The sequence below is a fragment of the Streptomyces sp. NPDC026673 genome (assembly GCF_040638135.1).
Taxonomy (GTDB): domain Bacteria; phylum Actinomycetota; class Actinomycetes; order Streptomycetales; family Streptomycetaceae; genus Actinacidiphila.
Genome location: NZ_JBEZXR010000037.1, coordinates 49,952 through 67,161 on the forward strand (window position 1 = coordinate 49,952; position 17,210 = coordinate 67,161).

Sequence of the window (17,210 nt, forward strand, 5' to 3'; positions counted from 1 at the left end):
GGCCGCCCTCGGGCGGCAGGGCCGGATTGTACGTTCCGCTTATTTGACGATACCCTCCGTGACCCATGCGCCATGAGACGACGCCGGGCAATCTGCCGTGCGAACTGAACCACTTCGTCGGCCGGCGGCGCGAGCTCGACGACGTGGCCCGCCTGCTGGGCAGGGCCCGGATGGTGACGGTGACCGGGGTGGGCGGGGTCGGCAAGACCCGGCTCGCGCTGCGTGCGGCGGCCGGGCTGCGCGCCGATTTCACCGACGGGGTCTGGGTGGCCGAGCTGGGGGCCGTACGGGATCCGGAACTGGTGGACCATGCGGTGGCCGACGCCCTCGGCCTCACCGACCACACCACGCGCGGCCCGCGGGCCGCGCTCACCGCGTTCCTGGCCCGCCGCGAGCTGCTGCTCGTCCTGGACTGCTGCGAGCGGCAGGTGGAGGCGACGGCGGAACTGGCCGAGGCGCTGCTGCGGCGGGCCCCGGGACTGCGCTTGCTGGCCACCAGCCGGCAGCCGCTGGGGGTGACCGGCGAGCACATGGCGGCGCTGGAACCGTTCGCCGACACCCGCGAGGCGGTGGAGCTCTTCGCCGACCGGGCGGCCGCGGTGCTGCCGGGCTTCACCGTGGACGGCGGCAACCTGGCCGAGGTGGCGGAGTTGTGCCGCCGCCTGGACGGCATCCCGCTGGCGCTGGAGCTGGCGGCGGGCCGCGTGCGGGCCCTGTCGGTACGGCAGATCACCGGTCGGCTGGACGATCGCTTCCGGTTGCTCACCCGGCGCGGCGGCACGGGCGGCCCGGAGCGGCACCGGGCGCTGCGTACCACGATCGGGTGGAGCCACGAGCTGTGCAGTCCCCGCGAACGGCTGCTGTGGGCACGGCTGTCGGTGTTCGCCGGGGACTTCGACCCCGAGGCGGCGGAATACGTCTGCGCGGGCGGCGACCTGACCGCCGACACCCTGGGGGACCTGCTGGCGGACCTGGTGGACAAGTCGGTGGTGCTGCGCCGCGAGGTCGCGGGCGCGGTGCGCTACCTGCTGCTGGACACCGTGCGCGAGTACGGGCTGGGCTGGTTGCGGGAGCTGGGCGAGGAACGGCGGCTGCGGTCCCGGCACCGGGACTGGTACCTCGGCTTCGCCACCTGGGGCGAGATGGAGTGGTTCGGCGCCCGGCAGGCGGAGATCTCGGCGAGCACCGAGCGCGAACTGCCCCATCTGCGGGCCGCGCTGGAGTTCTCCCTGGAGACGCCCGAAGAGCTCAGGACCGGGCAGTACCTGGCGGCGAGCCTGTGGTTCTTCTGGGTCGGCTGCGGCCGGCTGGCCGAGGGCCGGTACTGGCTGGAGCGCGCGCTCGCGGCCGATCACGAACCCACGGGGCAGCGGGCCAAGGCCCTGTGGGTGTGCGGCTACGTCTCGATCCTTCAAGGCGACGGCACCGCGGCACTGGGCATGCTGTACGAGTGCCGGGAGCAGGCCCTGGCGGCCGGTGACGCGACGGCGGTGGCGTACGCGGTGCACCGGATGGGGTGCGGCGCCCTGCTCAGTGACGACCTGCCGCGGGCGAGGTCCCTGTTCGAGGAGGCGCTGGGCCACTACCGGACGCTGGGCGAGTTGAACAGCAACGTCATCATGGCCGAGGTCGAACTGGCGATGGCGGTGGCCTTCGAGGGCGACCTGGAGGGCGGGATCGATCTGTGCGACCGCATCCGGGAGGTCTGCGAGGACCACGGGGAGCGCTGGGCGCTGGCGTACGCGCTGTACACCCGGGCCGTCATCGCGTGGTGGCAGGACGACCCCGGGCTCGCCGCCGACCTGGCGGCCGAGTGCGTGCGGATCAACCACGCCTTCCGCGACATGGTGGGCATCGTGCTCGGCATCGAACTGCTCGCGCTGCTCAGGGTCCCGCAGGACGCCCGGGAGGCGGCGGTGCTGCAGGGCGCCGCGGGCGGCATCTGGAATGTCGTGGGACTTCCGGTGTTCGGTTCGCGCTACTTCGGGATCCCCCACCAGCGCTGCGAGGAACTGGCCCGCGCCGAACTCGGCCGGCTCGGCTACGAGGGGGCGTACGCCGAGGGCGGCGTCCTCGACCTCGACGCCGCCGTCGCCCGGGCGCTGGCCGGACTTCCGCCGACGCGCCCCGGACCTCGCCCGCCCCGCGGCCCCGTCCCCCCGGGCGGCCCACTCACCGCCGGCACCCCGCTGCGCGGCCGGAGCGCCCAGGACTGACCCCGGCGGCGGCGCCGGCGGAAACCGCGCGGCGGGCACGCGGGCACGGGCGCCGGCGTACGCGCCCGGAGACGCGAAAGCCCCGGCGCCCCCGCCGGTGAGGCGGGGGCGCCGGGGCTGACGTGCGAGCCGGACGCGGCAGGCGTCAGCGAGCGTAGTACTCGACGACGAGCTGCTCGTCGCAGATCACGGGGACCTCACGACGGTTCGGCAGGCGGTCCAGGCGGAAGGCCAGCGCCTGCAGGTTGACCTGCAGGTACTTCGGGGTCTCGCCCTCGCCGGCCCAGCCACCCTCACGGGCGACCTGGAACGGGGTCTTGGAGCGGGAGCGCTCGCGGACCATCACGACGTCGTCCGGGGTGACCCGGAAGGACGGCTTGTCGACCTTGTGGCCGTTGACCTCGATGTGGCCGTGGACGACCATCTGGCGGGCCTGGTAGATGGTGCGGGCCAGGCCGGCGCGCAGGACGAGGGCGTCCAGGCGGCGCTCGAGCTCGACGATCAGGGCCTCGCCGGTCTTGCCGCTGACCTTGCGGGCGCGGTCGTAGGCGCGGGCCATCTGGCGCTCGGAGATGTCGTACTGGGCGCGCAGGCGCTGCTTCTCGAGCAGTCGGACCTTGTAGTCACTGTTCTGCTTGCGGCCGCGGCCGTGCTCGCCCGGCGGGTAGGGACGGGCCTCGAAGTACTTGACGGCCTTCGGCGTCAGGGCGATGCCGAGGGCACGCGACTTCTTGACCTTGGGACGCGACTGGTTCACGTTTCCCAGACCTCCATGTAAGTTAGGTAAGGCTTACCTTAGCGAAGGAGATCGTATGTCTCGCCCTGGGAACACCACGCGCATCACGGACGGTACGGACGCCGCACAGGGCGCCGCCGACGCCACGGCGGGCGCCGACTCGACGGAGGTCCGATCAGCTCATGGTCAGCCGCGTCCCAGCGGGCATGAAATCGCCCGACTGCCGTCAGCAGCCGAGCGCACACGAACTCTCGTACAGGGTACCGCCTCCGCCATCCTGGTGATTCCCGGCCTCACCCCCGACCTGCCCGAGCTCATGGTCCCCGAGGAGCGGATCGTGGGCACCGACGGGGACCTCTTCCTGCTGTTTCCCGCGGAATCACCGGCCGTGCGGGCCGCCACCCACGCCGAGGACGACGAACTCACGGCTGTGTTGGAGATCACCGATGTCGCCCCGGTCGCCGTGCCGGGGCGCATCCGGGGCAGGGCGTGGATCGCCGGCTGGATCACCGTCGCACGCGACCTGCCCGCACCGGCCGGGAAGGTGCGGCTGCGGCTGGAGGTCGGCGAGGCGTCCCTGGACGACCTGTGGGGCGCCGAGCAGGTGGAGCCGGACGAATTCGCCGCGGCCCGCCCCGACCCGCTGATCACCCACGAGGCCGAGCTGCTGCAGCACCTCGCGGCCGCGCACGCCGACCAGGTGGGGTGGCTGTGCGCGCTCGCGGGGGGTGCCGGTGCCTGCCGCAGCGAGCCGACCGCCGCGGTGCCGCTCGCCCTGGACCGCTTCGGGCTGCGGGTGCGCTTCACGGGAGAGGACGGCACCTTCGACGCCCGCTTCGAGTTCCTGGAGCCGGTACGGGGCCACACGGATCTGCACCGGGCGATGCACACGCTCTTCGACGCCGCCCAAGAGGCCGCCGCGCACGGGCGCTGACACCCGGCCGCGCAGGGTGACCCCCGCGGGGCGCACTACTCCCCCGCCAGCCGCTCCCTGACCCGCTCCAGGACATCGGCGTAGCGGGCCTCGGCCCCGTAGCGGGTGGGCTCGTAGTAGCGCCGGCCGTGGATCTCGTCCGGCGCGTACTGCTGGGCGGCGATGGCACCGGGCAGATCGTGCGGGTACTGGTAGCCCTGGCCGTGTCCGAGTTTGGCGGCGCCCTTGTAGTGGCTGTCGCGCAGGTGTGCGGGGACCGGGCCGGCCTTGCCCGCCCGTACGTCGGCGAGCGCCGCGCCGATCGCGGTCGTGGCCGCGTTGGACTTGGGCGCGAGGGCGAGCGCGATCGTGGCATGGCTGAGCGTGAGCGCGGCCTCGGGGAAGCCGATCATCGCCACCGCCTGCGCCGCGGCGACGGCCGTGGGCAGCGCGGTCGGATCGGCCAGGCCGATGTCCTCGCTTGCGGAGATCATCAACCGGCGGGCGATGAACCGCGGGTCCTCCCCCGCCTCGATCATGCGGGCGAGGTAGTGCAGGGCCGCGTCCACGTCCGAGCCGCGGATGGACTTGATCAGGGCGCTCGCCACGTCGTAGTGCTGGTCGCCGTCGCGGTCGTACTTCACCGCGGCGCGGTCGACGGTCTCCTCGAGGGTGCTCAGGGAGATCTCCGGCTCGCCCTTCGCCAGGGCGGCGCCCGCGCCCGCCTCCAGCGCGGTCAGCGCCCGGCGGGCGTCCCCGCCGGCGATCCGCAGCAGATGGTCCTCGGTGTCCTCGGGCAGGGTGACCGCGCCCTTGAGCCCGCGCTCGTCGGTGAGGGCCCGGCGCAACAGGCCGCGCAGGTCGTCGTCGGTCAGCGGCTCCAGGGTGAGCAGCAGCGACCGGGACAGCAGCGGGGAGATGATCGAGAAGTACGGATTCTCGGTGGTGGCGGCGATCAGGGTGACCCAGCGGTTCTCGACCGCGGGGAGCAGCGAGTCCTGCTGGGCCTTGCTGAAGCGGTGGATCTCGTCCAGGAAGAGCACGGTGTCGCGGCCGTAGCCACCGGATTCGCGCTTGGCGCTCTCGATGACCGCGCGGACCTCCTTGACGCCCGCGGTGATCGCCGAGAGCTCGACGAAGCGCTTGTTGGTGGCATGGCTGACGACATAGGCGAGGGTCGTCTTGCCGATCCCCGGAGGCCCCCAGAGGATGACGGAGGAGATCCCGGCCGGCCCGCCGCCGCCTTCGCCGACCAGGCGCCGCAGCGGCGATCCGGGCCGCAGCAGATGGCCCTGCCCCACGACCTCGTCGAGGGTGCGCGGACGCATCCGTACGGCCAGGGGGCTGCCTCCGGGCTCCCTCGACTGGCGGTCCTCTGCGGCGGCGGTGAACAGGTCGGGCTCCACGGCAAGGAAGCCTATGCCACCCCACCGACAGGGCGGCCCCGCGGTCAGATCAGGGTGCTCCAGTACGTCCACCAGCGGGTCAGGATGGCCACGGCGATGGCGCCGTACCAGAGCACGGGGACGACCCAGTGGAACTCCAGCACCAGGGCCCGGACGCCGGCGGGCGCCGGGATGATCCCGTGCTTGACGTTGTGGACGAGGGTGTACCAGAACAGCGCGATGGTGACGACCCAGGCCAGCGAGCACCACAGGCACAGCGAGCCGATGTTGTACAGCGACTGGTACTGCAGCCACGTGACGAAGCCGACACCGAAGAGCGTTCCGGCCTGCAGACCGAGCCAGAACCAGGGTCGGTAGCGGGCGCCGGCGAACATCCCCATCGCGAGGGCGATGACCACGGGGTAGGCGACCATGCCGATCATCGGATTGGGGAAGCCGAAGGCGTGCGCCTGCTCGCTCTTCATGATGTTGCCGCAGGAGATGATCGGGTTCAGGCTGCAGCCGGGGACGAAGTTCGGGTCCTCCAGCAGCTTGAACTTGTCGATCGTGATGACCCACGACGCGAGCAGGCCGAGCGCGCCGGACACGACGAGCAGCCAGGTGAAGGCCCTGCCCGCGCCGATGAGGCCGTCCGCGGACTCCTGGCTGCCGCTGTCGGTGCGAGCCGTCTCAACCGCCGTAGTCACCATGTCGCCGTTTCCGTGGGTCGGGGGTGTGCCGCACTGCCCAACGCGTCTGACCCGCCGGAAGTGCCGGGTCCCATGGTGCCGTGTCACCCGTCCGAGCGACAACGGGCGAACGGCGGCGACCCGACCGGCGACGCCGGGTGCGCGATCGACGGCGTTGCGTCACGGACCGCGGAGGCTCGATCGGGAACCACCCCTCGCCAAAAATGCGTGCATATAAGACATATAGGATTCTGAGTGGACCCGGAGATCCGAGGAATCACTCCGACGGGAGAGGTGCCCCATGCATCGACCCGAATGGGTGCCTGCAGGGACGGATGTGGAGACTCCGAACGCCGCCCGGGTCTACGACTACTACCTGGGCGGATCGCACAACTTCGAGGCCGACCGCGACATGGCCCGTCAGGCCATGGCCCTGTGGCCCGACCTTCCGGTGATCATGCGTGCCAACCGCGCGTTCCTGCGCCGTGCCGTCCACCACCTCGCCACGCGCGGCATCACCCGCTTCCTGGACATCGGCTCCGGTATCCCGACCTTCGGCGCGGTGCACGAGGTGGCGCGGGCCGTCCGGCCGCGGGCGCGCGTGGTGTACGTGGACCTGGACCCGATCGCCGTGGCGCACAGCCGTCTGCTGCTCCGGGACGACCCGCTGAGCGCCACGGTGATGGCCGACATGACCGACACCGGCGACCTGCTCTCCCGGCCCGAGGTCACCGACCTGCTCGCCCCCGGCGAGCCGGTCGCCGTCCTCCTGGTGGCCATGCTGCACTTCGTCACCGACGCCGAGGACCCCGGCAAGATCGTCGCGGTGCTGCGCGATGCCGTACCGCCGGGCAGCCATCTGGTGCTCACCCACGCCTCCCGGGAGAGCCGGCCCGACCAGGCGGAGCCGCTCGAGGAGCTGTACGCACGGCGCACCACGACCCCGCTGGTCATGCGGACCAGGAAGGATGTGACGGGCTTCTTCGACGGCTGGGAACTGCTTCCGCCGGGCGTGGTCTGGCTGCCCGAGTGGCGGCCGGAGGACCCGGAGTCGGTGGGACCGCACCCCGAGTGGATCTCGGGCCTCGCGGGTGTGGGACGGCGGCCGTGAGCCGGCCGCCGTCCACCGTCGGCGGTCCCGGCCTGGAGTTCGCGGACGCCTGGTCCCGGCTCCTGCGTTCGGGGCCGGGGCTCGCGCTGCCCCCGCTGACCCTGCGCCGGGTGGCGGCCACGACCGCGGACCTGCTCAGCCGGGCGCTCGGCGAGCGAGGATGCGACGCCTCGCTCGCGGAGCGGGCGGGCACGCTGCTGGTGGAGGCGCATTTCACCGATCCGGAGATCCTGGCGGAGGCGGTGGCGCTGCTGCAGATGCAGCCGGCCGATCCCGAGCGGGTGCCGGCCGTGGCCGGCGCCTTCGCCTCCGGCTGGGCGTCGGCGCTGCGCGAGCGGACGCTGCGCGAGCAGGAGGCGATCCAGCGGGCGGCCTTCCGGGCCCGGGAGGACGCGGAGCGGGCCCGGCTCGCCTCGGAGGCCCGGTTCCGCGCGCTGTTCGAGCACGCCGCCATCGGTATCGGCATCGCCGATGTGGACGGCACGATCGTGCAGGTCAACCAGGCACTGCGGGAGCTGCTCGGGGCCCGTCCCGAGGATCTGCGGGGCCGCCGGGTCACCGAGCTGGTGCACCCCGAGGACGCCCCGGGGGTGTGGGAGGCGTACGACGACCTGGTCAGGGGCCGCCGCGAGCGGTTCCAGTGCGACAAGCCGTACTACCGGCGCGACGGCGAGGTGGTGTGGACGCACCTGACCGTCTCCCTGATCCGCGACGAACACGGGGCACCCCGCTACCAGGTGGCCATGGTGGAGGACATCACCGACCGCTACCGGCTGCAGGAGCGGCTGCGCCACCAGGCCACGCACGATCCGCTGACCGGGCTGCCCAACCGCGCCGCGTTCTTCGAGCGGCTGGAGGGCGTGTTCCAGGAGCCGCAGCCCGGCGCCCGCTTCGGCCTGTGCTACGTCGACCTGGACGGCTTCAAGGTCGTCAACGACAGCCTCGGCCACGAGACCGGGGACCGGTTGCTGACGGCGGTGGCGGAGCGGCTGGACGCGGCGCTCGCCCCCCTGGGGCACCTGGTGGCCCGGCTGGGCGGGGACGAGTTCGTGGTGCTGCTGGAGGAGTGCCGGGGCGAGCAGGAGGCCGTGGCGGTCGCCAAGCTCGTCCTGACGACGCTGTCCCGGCCCTTCCTCGTCAACGAGCAGCAACTGACGATCGGGGCCAGCGTCGGGGTGTTCGCCCAGCGGGTGGCGGCGACGACCCCGGGCGCGGCCGTACGGGCGGCGGACCTGACGCTGTACCGCTCCAAGGAGGCCGGACGCGGCCGGTGGACGCTCTTCGATCCCACGCACAACGCGCGGGCCGTGAGCCGGTACGCCATCTCCGTACGGCTGCCGGTGGCGCTGGACCGCGGGGAGTTCTTCATCGACTACCAGCCGCTGTGCTCACTGGCCGACGGCTCGCTGGTGGCGGTGGAGGCGCTCGTGCGGTGGCGCCACCCGCAGTTCGGCGTGCTGGGGCCCGACGAGTTCGTGGGGACCGCGGAGGAGACCGGGCTGATCATGCCGCTGGGCAGGTGGATCCTGGAGCGCGCGATCGGCCAGGCGGCGGAGTGGGTGCGGCGGTTCGGGGAGGCGGCGCCGCAGATCAACGTCAACCTGGCCGTCCGTCAGATCCGCAATCCCGGCCTGGTGCACGACGTCACGTCGATCCTGGCGGGCACGGGCCTCGCACCTGGGCGGCTGGAACTGGAGATCACCGAGAGCGCGGTGATCGGCCCCGAGGACGAGTCGCTGCGCGCCCTGCAGGCGCTGGCGGACGCCGGGGTCTCGCTGGCCGTCGACGACTTCGGCACCGGCTGGTCGAACCTTGCCTACCTCAGGGACCTGCCGGTGTCCGGGCTGAAGATCGCCGGCGCCTTCGTCACGGACCCGCACCGCGCCGGGACGGACGACCCGGTGGGCTGGCGGATCGTCGGCGGACTGGTGTCGCTGGCGCACGCGCTCGGGCTCACCGTCACCGCCGAGGGTGTGGAGAGCTCCCAGCACGCCCGGCGATTGCGGTCGCTGGGCTGCGACTGGGGTCAGGGCTGGTACTTCGGTCGGCCGATGCGGCCGGAGCGGATCGCCCACTGGATCGAGCGGGGGCATCCGGAGTGACCGGGCGCCCGGGAGACGTTCCCGGCGGACGCCGGTACGGCCGGCCGGTGCGAGGCCGGCCGGCCGTGTGATCCGCGGATCAGGCGAGTCGTTCGCGCACCGCCGCGACGACACCCTCGACGGGGACGGCGGTCTGCTCGCCGCTCTCGAGGTCCTTCAACTGCACGGCGCCCTCGGCCAGATCCCGCTCGCCGGCGACGATCGCGAAGCGCGCGCCCGAACGGTTGGCGGACTTCATCGCGTTCTTCAGGCCCTTGCCGCCGAACGCGAAGTCGGTGGCGATGCCCGCCCGCCGCAGCTCGGTGACCGCTCCGAACAGCACGCGGCGCGCCTCCTCGCCCATCGGCACCGCGAACACCTGCGTGGGCGCGGGCAGTTCGAGCTCGATGCCCTCGGCCTTGAGCGCCAGGACCGTACGGTCGACACCGAGCGCCCAGCCCACGGACGGCAGCGCGGGACCGCCGATCATCTCGGACAGCCCGTCGTAGCGGCCGCCGCCGCCGACCGCGGACTGCGAGCCGAGGCCGTCGTGCACGAACTCGAAGGTGGTGCGGGTGTAGTAGTCCAGACCGCGCACCAGCTTGGGGTCGTCCTCGTAGGCCACGCCCGCCGCCGTCAGCAGCTCGCGCACCTGCTCGTGGTACGCCTTGCAGGCCTCGCACAGGTGGTCGCGCATCATCGGGGCACCGACGAGCTGCTTCTGCACGCTGTCGCGCTTGTCGTCGAGGACGCGCAGCGGGTTGATGTCGACCCGCCGGCGGGTGTCCTCGTCCAGGTCCAGGCCGCGCAGGAAGTCCTGGAGCGCGGCCCGGTAGACCGGACGGCACTCCCGGTCGCCCAGCGAGTTCAGCAGCAGGCGGAAGTTCCGCAGCCCGAGCGAGCGGTAGGCGTCCACGGCCAGGATGATCAGCTCGGCGTCGAGCGCCGGGTCCTCGGCACCGATCGCCTCGGCGCCGACCTGGGAGAAGTGGCGGTAGCGACCGGCCTGCGGCCGCTCGTAGCGGTAGTACGAGCCGGAGTACCAGAGCTTGACCGGCAGGTTGCCGGCCTTGTGCAGGTTGGCCTCCAGCGCGGCGCGCAGCACCGAGGCGGTGCCCTCGGGGCGCAGCGCGAGGTGCGTGCCGCCCTTGGTGGTGAGGGTGTACATCTCCTTGGTCACGATGTCGGTGGACTCGCCGACGCCGCGGGAGAACAGCTCGACCTGCTCGAAGCCGGGGGTCTCGACGTAGCCGTAGCCGGCCCGCCGCAGGGGCGCCGCGATCGCCTCGCGTACCGCCAGGAACACGGCGGAATCGGGCGGCAGGAGGTCGTAGGTGCCCTTGGGGGCCTTGAAGGTGCTCACTGGAGGTCTCTCGTCACATTCCTCGTCGCGGAGGGGCGGGGTGGTCGTCCCCTCCGAGGCCGCGGGCCACCTCCGCCAGATAGGGGTTGGTGGCGCGCTCACGGCCGATGGTCGTCTGGGGTCCGTGGCCGGACAGCACCACGGTCGAGTCGTCGAGCGGCAGGCACACACGGGCCAGCGACGCGTACAGCTCGTCCATGGAACCGCCGGGCAGATCGGTGCGGCCGACGGAGCCGGCGAACAGCAGGTCGCCCGAGAAGAAGACCGAGGGGATCTCGGCGCTCTCGGGGAGCCTGAAGGTCACCGACCCCTCGGTATGGCCCGGCGCGTGTGCCACGGACAGCTCGAGACCGGCGAGCTCCAGCCTGCTGCCGTCGGTGAGCTCCTTGAGGTCGTCGGGCTCGCCGATGGTCAGGTCGCCGAGCAGCTGCGCGCCGATCGAGCGGCCGAGGGCCTTCTCCGGGTCGTTCAGCATGTAGCGGTCCCGGGGGTGGATCCAGGCCGGGACGCCATGGGCCCCGCAGACCGGGACGACCGAGGCCACGTGGTCGAGATGGCCGTGGGTGAGGATGACGGCGACGGGCTTGAGACGGTGTTTGGCGAGCGTGGCCTCGACGCCCTCGGCCGCCTCGTGGCCCGGGTCGATGATCACGCACTCCTCACCGGCGGCGGGGGCGACCACGTAGCAGTTGGTGCCCCAGGCCCCGGCGGGGAACCCGGCAATGAGCACGTTCGTCCTTCTGTCGGCTGTCGTTCACGGCAGGTCGTACCGCACAGCGGCGGCCCCATGAGCCTACCGGCGTCAACGCGGCCATCGCGAACCAGTAACGTCGCTGGACTGGGGGGCGCGCGGGGCGCGAAGATCGGCGACGGTACGTACTCATATTCGGACGCTACGAGCAGAAGGCATCGGGAGACGGCTCAGTGGTCACCAAGGATCAGCGGCGGCGCCAGCTCGCCCGGGAGAAGTTCGAGCGCCAGCAGCAGCGACGTGCGCAGGAGCAACGGAAGGGCGTACGGCGCAACGCGATCGTCGCCGCCGTGCTCGCGGTCGTCCTGGCGGCGGGCGCCACGGCGTGGGCGGCTGGCGCCTTCAGCTCGGACGCCAAGAAGGACGACGCCGCTGCGGCGAGCGCCTCCCCCACCCCCGCCGAGCCGAGCAAGGCGCCCGATCCGTGCGCCAAGCCCGCGGCGGGCGACCCCGGCACGGAGCAGTGGAAGAAGGAGCCCGAGGTCACGATCGACTCCTCGGCCAAGTACACCTTCACGCTCCAGACGACCTGCGGCGACATCGCGCTGAACCTCGACGCGAAGAACGCCCCGCACACGGTCAACTCCTTCGCCTTCCTTGCGGGCAAGGGCTTCTTCGACCACACGAAGTGCCACCGGCTCACCACCTCCGGCATCTACGTGCTGCAGTGCGGCGACCCGACCGCCCAGGGCTCCGGCGGGCCCGGCTACACGATCCCGGACGAGAACCTGAAGGCGAAGGAGATCGCCGGGGGCACCTACCCGGCGGGGACGGTCGCCATGGCCAACACCGGCCAGCCGCACAGCGGCGGAAGCCAGTTCTTCCTGGTCTACAAGGACAGCCCGCTGCCCCCGAGCTACACCCCGTTCGGCACGATCGCCGACTCCGGCATGAAGGTGCTCGAGAAGATCGCGGCCGCGGGTGAGTCGACCGGCGGCGGCGACGGCGCCCCGAACGCCACCGTGGTGATCAACAAGGCGTCGGTGAAGAAGTCCTGATCGTCCCGACCCGCACCCGCGGGTGAATTTCGCGGGTGCGGGATGCGGACAGCCGGGGCACCGGTCGCCTATGTTGGCGTTGTGTAGGGTGCCTGCTCCGACGGCTGCACCAGGGAAGGACGCGGACCGTCGGACCGGTCAGGGCGCGGCCCGGCCGAATGGAACTGTGGACGATGCCCGCGAGCCGTGCGGCGGCCGGGCATCACGTGGAGGAGGCGCTGTGAGCAGCGACCCGTGGGGCCGCGTCGACGAGACGGGGACCGTGTACGTGCGTACGGCCGATGGCGAGCGCGAAGTCGGCTCGTGGCAGGCGGGCTCCCCTGAGGAGGCGCTGGCCTACTTCGAGCGGAAATACGAGGGCCTCGTCGTCGAGATCGGCCTCCTCGAACGCCGTGTGAAGACCACCGACCTGTCCCCCAAGGACGCGTTGACCGCCATCGATCACCTGCGCACCGCGGTGACCGAGGCCCACGCCGTGGGCGACCTCGCCGCGCTCGCGAAGCGGCTGGACGCGCTCACCGAGCAGGTGGACGCGCGCCGCGAGGAGCGCAAGGTGGCCAAGGCGAAGGCCTCCGAGGAGGCCAAGACGTCCAAGGAGCAGCTGGTCGTCGAGGCCGAGCAGCTGGCGCAGAGCGAGCAGTGGCGGGCCGCCGGCGAGCGGCTGCGCGCCCTGGTCGACACCTGGAAGGGCCTGCCGCGCCTGGACCGCAAGACCGACGACGAGCTGTGGCACCGCTTCAGCCACGCCCGTTCGGTCTTCTCCAAGCGGCGCAAGGCGCACTTCGCGGCGCTCGACGCGCAGCGCGAGGACGCCCGGCGGCGCAAGGAGAAGCTGGTGGAGGAGGCGCAGGCGCTGTCCGGCTCCACCGACTGGGGCCCGACGGCGGCGCGCTACCGCGAGCTGATGGCCGACTGGAAGGCCGCGGGGCGTGCCCAGCGCGAGGCCGAGGACGACCTGTGGAACCGCTTCCGCGGCGCCCAGGACGTCTTCTTCGCGGCCCGCTCCGATGTCTTCGCCGAGCGCGACACCGAGCAACGCGAGAACCTCACGCTCAAGGAGGAGCTGGCCATCGAGGCCGAGAAGCTGCTCCCGGTCACCGACCTGAAGGCGGCGCGCGCGGCCTTCCGCGGCATCAACGAGCGCTGGGAGGCGATCGGCCACGTGCCGCGCGACGCCCGGCCGCGCATCGAGGGCCGCATGCACGCGGTCGAACGGGCCCTCCAGGATGCCGAGGAGTCCGAGTGGCGCCGTACCAACCCCGAGGCGCGGGCGCGTGCCGCGGGGCTCACCGGGCAACTCCAGGCGGCCGTCGACAAGCTGCGTGAGCAGATCGAGACGGCCCGGGCCGCGGGCAACACCGCCAAGGCCGACAAGCTGCAGCGGGAGCTGGACGGGCGGCAGGCGCTGCTCGACCAGGCGCTCAAGTCCCTGGACGAGTTCGGCGGCTGACCCCCGCGAGCCACGCGGAAGGGCCCGTACGCGATGCGTACGGGCCCTTCCGCGTTCGGCCTCCGCGTTCGGCCTCCGGGTGCGCCCGGCGGGGTCGCCGTGCCGGGCGCACGGCCCCGGATCAGCGCTGCCGCGCCGAGGTGACCCGGTACACGTCGTAGACGCCCTCGACGCCGCGCACGGCCTTCAGGACGTGCCCCAGGTGCTTGGGGTCGCCCATCTCGAAGGTGAAGCGCGAGGTGGCCACCCGGTCGCGTGAGGTCTGGACCGCGGCGGACAGGATGTTGACGTGCTGGTCGGACAGGACGCGGGTGACGTCCGACAGCAGACGGGACCGGTCCAGCGCCTCGACCTGGATGGCGACCAGGAAGACGGACGACTGGGTCGGCGCCCACTCGACGTCGATGATCCGCTCGGGCTGCTGCGAGAGCGACTCGACGTTCACGCAGTCGGCCCGGTGCACGGAGACTCCGTTGCCGCGGGTGACGAAGCCGATGATCGGGTCGCCCGGCACCGGGGTGCAGCAGCGGGACAGCTTGACCCAGACGTCCTTCTCGCCCTTGACGATCACACCCGGGTCGGCGGCCGAGCGCCGCTTGGTCCGGCTGCGCGACGGGGTGGTGATCTCGGCGATGTCCTCGGTCGCGCCCTCCTCGCCGCCCAGCGCCTCGACGAGCTTGTGCACGACGGACTGCGCGGTGATGTGGCCCTCGCCGATCGCCGCGTAGAGCGCGGAGATGTCGGGGTAGCGCATCTCGTGCGCGAGCGTGACGAGCGAGTCCCCGGTGAGCACCCGCTGGATCGGCAGGTTCTGCTTGCGCATCGCACGGGCGATGGCTTCCTTGCCCTGCTCGACGGCCTCCTCGCGGCGCTCCTTGGAGAACCAGGCGCGGATCTTGTTGCGGGCGCGGGGGGACTTGACGAAGCCCAGCCAGTCACGGGACGGGCCGGCGCCCGCCGCCTTGGAGGTGAAGACCTCCACCGTGTCGCCGTTGTCGAGGTTCGACTCCAGCGGCACCAGACGGCCGTTGACCCGTGCCCCTATCGTGCGGTGGCCGACCTCGGTGTGGACGGCGTACGCGAAGTCGACCGGGGTCGCGCCGGCGGGCAGCGCGATGACATCGCCCTTGGGGGTGAAGACGAAGACCTCGTTGCGGGACAGGTCGAAGCGGAGCGACTCCAGGAACTCGCCCGGGTCCTCGGTCTCCTTCTGCCAGTCCAGCAACTGCCGCAGCCACGCCATGTCGTTGACGGCGTCGTCCTTCTTGGCGGACTTCGGGCTGTCGGTGCGCACCTTGGAGGCGCCGGCGACGGCCTCCTGCTTGTACTTCCAGTGCGCCGCGATGCCGTACTCGGCGCGGCGGTGCATGTCGAAGGTGCGGATCTGGATCTCGACCGGCTTGCCGCTGGGCCCGATGACCGTCGTGTGCAGCGACTGGTACATGTTGAACTTGGGCATCGCGATGTAGTCCTTGAACCGCCCCGGCACCGGGTTCCACCGCGCGTGGATGGTGCCCAGCGCCGCGTAGCAGTCGCGGACGGTGTCGACGAGGACGCGGATGCCCACCAGGTCGTAGATCTCGGCGAAGTCGCGGCCCCGCACGATCATCTTCTGGTAGACGCTGTAGTAGTGCTTCGGGCGGCCGGTGACGGTCGCCTTGATGCGGGCGGCGCGCAGGTCCTGCTGCACCTGGTCGGTGACGACCGCCAGGTACTCGTCCCGCTTGGGGGCGCGCTCGGCGACGAGCCGGACGATCTCGTCGTACATCTTGGGGTAGAGGATCGCGAAGGCGAGGTCCTCCAGCTCCCACTTGATGGTGTTCATGCCCAGCCGGTGCGCCAGCGGGGCGTAGATCTCCAGCGTCTCGCGGGCCTTCTTCTCCTGCTTCTCCCGCTTCAGGTAACGCATGGTGCGCATGTTGTGCAGGCGGTCGGCGAGCTTGATGACCAGCACACGCGGGTCCTTCGCCATGGCGACGACCATCTTGCGGACCGTCTCGGCCTGCGCGGCCTCGCCGAACTTGACCTTGTCCAGCTTGGTGACGCCGTCCACCAGCAGCGCGACGGAGTCGCCGAAGTCGCGGCGCAGCGCGTCGAGCCCGTACTCGGTGTCCTCGACGGTGTCGTGCAGGAGCCCGGCCATCAGCGTGGCCGGATCCATGCCGAGTTCGGCCAGGATCGTCGTCACCGCGAGCGGGTGCGTGATGTACGGGTCGCCGCTCTTGCGCTTCTGGCCCCGGTGCCACCGTTCGGCGACCTGGTAGGCGCGCTCGATCTGGCGCAGCTGCGACGGGTCGCCCTTGGGGTCGTTGCTGCGGACTATGCGCAGCAGGGGCTCCAGGACCGGGTTGTACGGGCTGGAACGCTGGACGCCGAGCCGGGCGAGGCGGGCGCGGACCCGGTTGGAGGAGGTGGCCGGCCGGTTCGGGGCCACGCTCCCGGGAGTGCGTACGGGCCGGGCGGCGGGGGTCGCCGGTGCGGCGGGCGCGGGCTTGGCGGCCTTGCTCTCCGCGGGTGCGGCGGGCGCGACGGGAGGGGCCGCGGAGAGGGAAGCCGCCTGCTTCCCGTCTGCGGCGGTCATCGGCTGAGCCTGCCTGGCCTCTTCTTGCAAGGGCACTCCTTCTGGGCCCCTCCCGGCCGAAGGCGGGCGAGGAGGGAAGGTCCGAGACACCATGGTAGCGATCTGATCGGGTGAACCGCGTCCCGTCCGCCCCGTGGACCCCCACAACGCCCGTAGGCGGGCCCGGCACCGCTTCCGCGGCCGGGAACGCCGCCTCCTGCCGCAAAGCCGCCGACGCGCTGGTCAGGCCCTCTGCGGACGCGCCTGTTCCGGCGCCCGTCCCCCACACGGATCCTCACCCGGACGATCCCGCACGCGATGCGCCCGGACATGCGTGTGGCGCCAGAGCCGGAACTCTGGCGCCACACGTCGGAAACGGTGCTCAGACCGCGATCAGCGCCTCCAGGGGGGCGCCAGCGAGAGACGGAGCGAGGCGGGCCCGCCCGCCGAGGAAGCCCAGCTCCAGAAGGACCGCGACACCGGCGACCTCGGCGCCGGTGCGGCGGATCAGCTCCAGGGACGCCTCCGCCGTGCCGCCGGTGGCGAGCACGTCGTCGATGACCAGGACCCGGTCACCGGCCGAGAAGGCGTCCTGGTGGACCTCGATCTCGGCGGTGCCGTACTCCAGCGCGTACGCCTGGCCCAGCGTCGCCCCGGGCAGCTTGCCCGCCTTGCGCACGGGCACGAACCCGAGCCCGGCGCGGGCGGCCGCCGGGGCGGCGAGGATGAACCCGCGCGCCTCCAGGCCGACGACCTTGTCGGCGCCGTGCCGGGCGCAGAGCCCGGCCAGGGCGTCGATCAGCGCGTTGAACGCCGCGGGGTCGGCCAGCAGCGGGGTGATGTCCTTGAACATCACGCCCGGCTTCGGGTAGTCGGGCACGTCCCGGATGCGGCTGAGCAGCAGGCTGCGCAGCCCCTCCGGGGTGGCGTCCGCGATGGTCATCGGTGGTGTTCCTC

The 17,210-nt window shown here is 72.2% G+C and carries 13 protein-coding genes; 6 read left to right on the forward strand and 7 right to left on the reverse strand.

Translation table 11 applies throughout. The features are described 5' to 3' along the window. Window positions 1-65: 65 nt before the first annotated feature. Window positions 66-2,216: a regulator gene (locus AB0F62_RS24145; RefSeq protein WP_361802666.1), complete on the forward strand. Its 2,151-nt coding sequence runs from the start codon at window positions 66-68 to the stop codon at window positions 2,214-2,216. Window positions 2,217-2,361: 145 nt separating this feature from the next. On the opposite strand, the gene rpsD is transcribed toward AB0F62_RS24145, so the two are convergent. Continuing rightward, window positions 2,362-2,973: a 30S ribosomal protein S4 gene (gene rpsD, locus AB0F62_RS24150; protein WP_361802669.1), complete on the reverse strand. Its 612-nt coding sequence runs from the start codon at window positions 2,971-2,973 to the stop codon at window positions 2,362-2,364. A gap of 199 nt (window positions 2,974-3,172) precedes the next feature. On the opposite strand from rpsD, the gene AB0F62_RS24155 reads away from it, so the two are divergent. Beyond that, window positions 3,173-3,886: a DUF2470 domain-containing protein gene (locus AB0F62_RS24155; protein ID WP_361802767.1), complete on the forward strand. Its 714-nt coding sequence runs from the start codon at window positions 3,173-3,175 to the stop codon at window positions 3,884-3,886. 35 nt (window positions 3,887-3,921) lie between these two features. Here the strand turns inward: AB0F62_RS24155 and AB0F62_RS24160 are convergent, their stop codons facing one another. Together AB0F62_RS24160 and AB0F62_RS24165 are read right to left on the reverse strand one after the other, a co-directional pair. After that, a complete protein-coding gene (locus AB0F62_RS24160; protein ID WP_361802672.1) occupies window positions 3,922-5,271 on the reverse strand; it encodes a replication-associated recombination protein A in 1,350 nt (449 codons plus the stop codon). A gap of 44 nt (window positions 5,272-5,315) precedes the next feature. Continuing rightward, window positions 5,316-5,960, reverse strand: a complete 645-nt coding sequence (locus AB0F62_RS24165) for a vitamin K epoxide reductase family protein (RefSeq protein ID WP_361802675.1) — start codon at window positions 5,958-5,960, stop codon at window positions 5,316-5,318. 280 nt (window positions 5,961-6,240) lie between these two features. Between AB0F62_RS24165 and AB0F62_RS24170 the strand changes: the two genes are divergently transcribed. Next, complete coding sequence (locus AB0F62_RS24170) at window positions 6,241-7,050, forward strand: SAM-dependent methyltransferase (RefSeq protein ID WP_361802678.1); 810 nt, start codon at window positions 6,241-6,243, stop codon at window positions 7,048-7,050. After that, window positions 7,047-9,152, forward strand: coding sequence for an EAL domain-containing protein (locus tag AB0F62_RS24175; RefSeq protein WP_361802681.1), 2,106 nt, complete (start codon window positions 7,047-7,049; stop codon window positions 9,150-9,152). The genes AB0F62_RS24170 and AB0F62_RS24175 overlap by 4 nt, the downstream gene beginning before the upstream one ends. A 79-nt stretch (window positions 9,153-9,231) precedes the next feature. Here AB0F62_RS24175 and hisS read toward each other — a convergent pair whose 3' ends face one another. Then, on the reverse strand, window positions 9,232-10,494 hold the full coding sequence (hisS, locus tag AB0F62_RS24180; protein ID WP_361802684.1) for a histidine--tRNA ligase: 1,263 nt from the start codon (window positions 10,492-10,494) through the stop codon (window positions 9,232-9,234). A gap of 13 nt (window positions 10,495-10,507) precedes the next feature. Continuing rightward, window positions 10,508-11,224, reverse strand: coding sequence for an MBL fold metallo-hydrolase (locus AB0F62_RS24185; protein ID WP_361802687.1), 717 nt, complete (start codon window positions 11,222-11,224; stop codon window positions 10,508-10,510). Between the two features lie 194 nt (window positions 11,225-11,418). On the opposite strand from AB0F62_RS24185, the gene AB0F62_RS24190 reads away from it, so the two are divergent. Both AB0F62_RS24190 and AB0F62_RS24195 read left to right on the forward strand, forming a co-directional pair. After that, window positions 11,419-12,243, forward strand: coding sequence for a peptidylprolyl isomerase (locus tag AB0F62_RS24190; RefSeq protein ID WP_361802690.1), 825 nt, complete (start codon window positions 11,419-11,421; stop codon window positions 12,241-12,243). 220 nt (window positions 12,244-12,463) lie between these two features. Beyond that, window positions 12,464-13,693, forward strand: coding sequence for a DUF349 domain-containing protein (locus tag AB0F62_RS24195; RefSeq protein ID WP_361802693.1), 1,230 nt, complete (start codon window positions 12,464-12,466; stop codon window positions 13,691-13,693). Window positions 13,694-13,814: 121 nt separating this feature from the next. Here AB0F62_RS24195 and AB0F62_RS24200 read toward each other — a convergent pair whose 3' ends face one another. Both AB0F62_RS24200 and AB0F62_RS24205 read right to left on the reverse strand, forming a co-directional pair. Continuing rightward, window positions 13,815-16,274 (reverse strand): bifunctional (p)ppGpp synthetase/guanosine-3',5'-bis(diphosphate) 3'-pyrophosphohydrolase, encoded by a 2,460-nt coding sequence (locus AB0F62_RS24200; protein WP_361802696.1) that lies wholly within the window; start codon window positions 16,272-16,274, stop codon window positions 13,815-13,817. 361 nt (window positions 16,275-16,635) lie between these two features. Further along, the gene (locus tag AB0F62_RS24205; protein WP_361802699.1) at window positions 16,636-17,196 is read right to left on the reverse strand and encodes an adenine phosphoribosyltransferase; all 561 of its coding nucleotides are present in this window, start codon (window positions 17,194-17,196) and stop codon (window positions 16,636-16,638) included. Between the last annotated feature and the right edge of the window lie 14 nt (window positions 17,197-17,210).

Excerpts from the sequence above, each read along its gene's own strand:
- AB0F62_RS24145 (WP_361802666.1), top strand. The coding sequence starts at position 66 with ATGCGCCATGAGACGACGCCGGGCAATCTGCCGTGCGAACTGAACCAC.
- AB0F62_RS24165 (WP_361802675.1), bottom strand. The coding sequence starts at position 5,960 with ATGGTGACTACGGCGGTTGAGACGGCTCGCACCGACAGCGGCAGCCAG.
- AB0F62_RS24170 (WP_361802678.1), top strand. The coding sequence starts at position 6,241 with ATGCATCGACCCGAATGGGTGCCTGCAGGGACGGATGTGGAGACTCCG.
- AB0F62_RS24200 (WP_361802696.1), bottom strand. The coding sequence starts at position 16,274 with ATGACCGCCGCAGACGGGAAGCAGGCGGCTTCCCTCTCCGCGGCCCCT.
- AB0F62_RS24205 (WP_361802699.1), bottom strand. The coding sequence starts at position 17,196 with ATGACCATCGCGGACGCCACCCCGGAGGGGCTGCGCAGCCTGCTGCTC.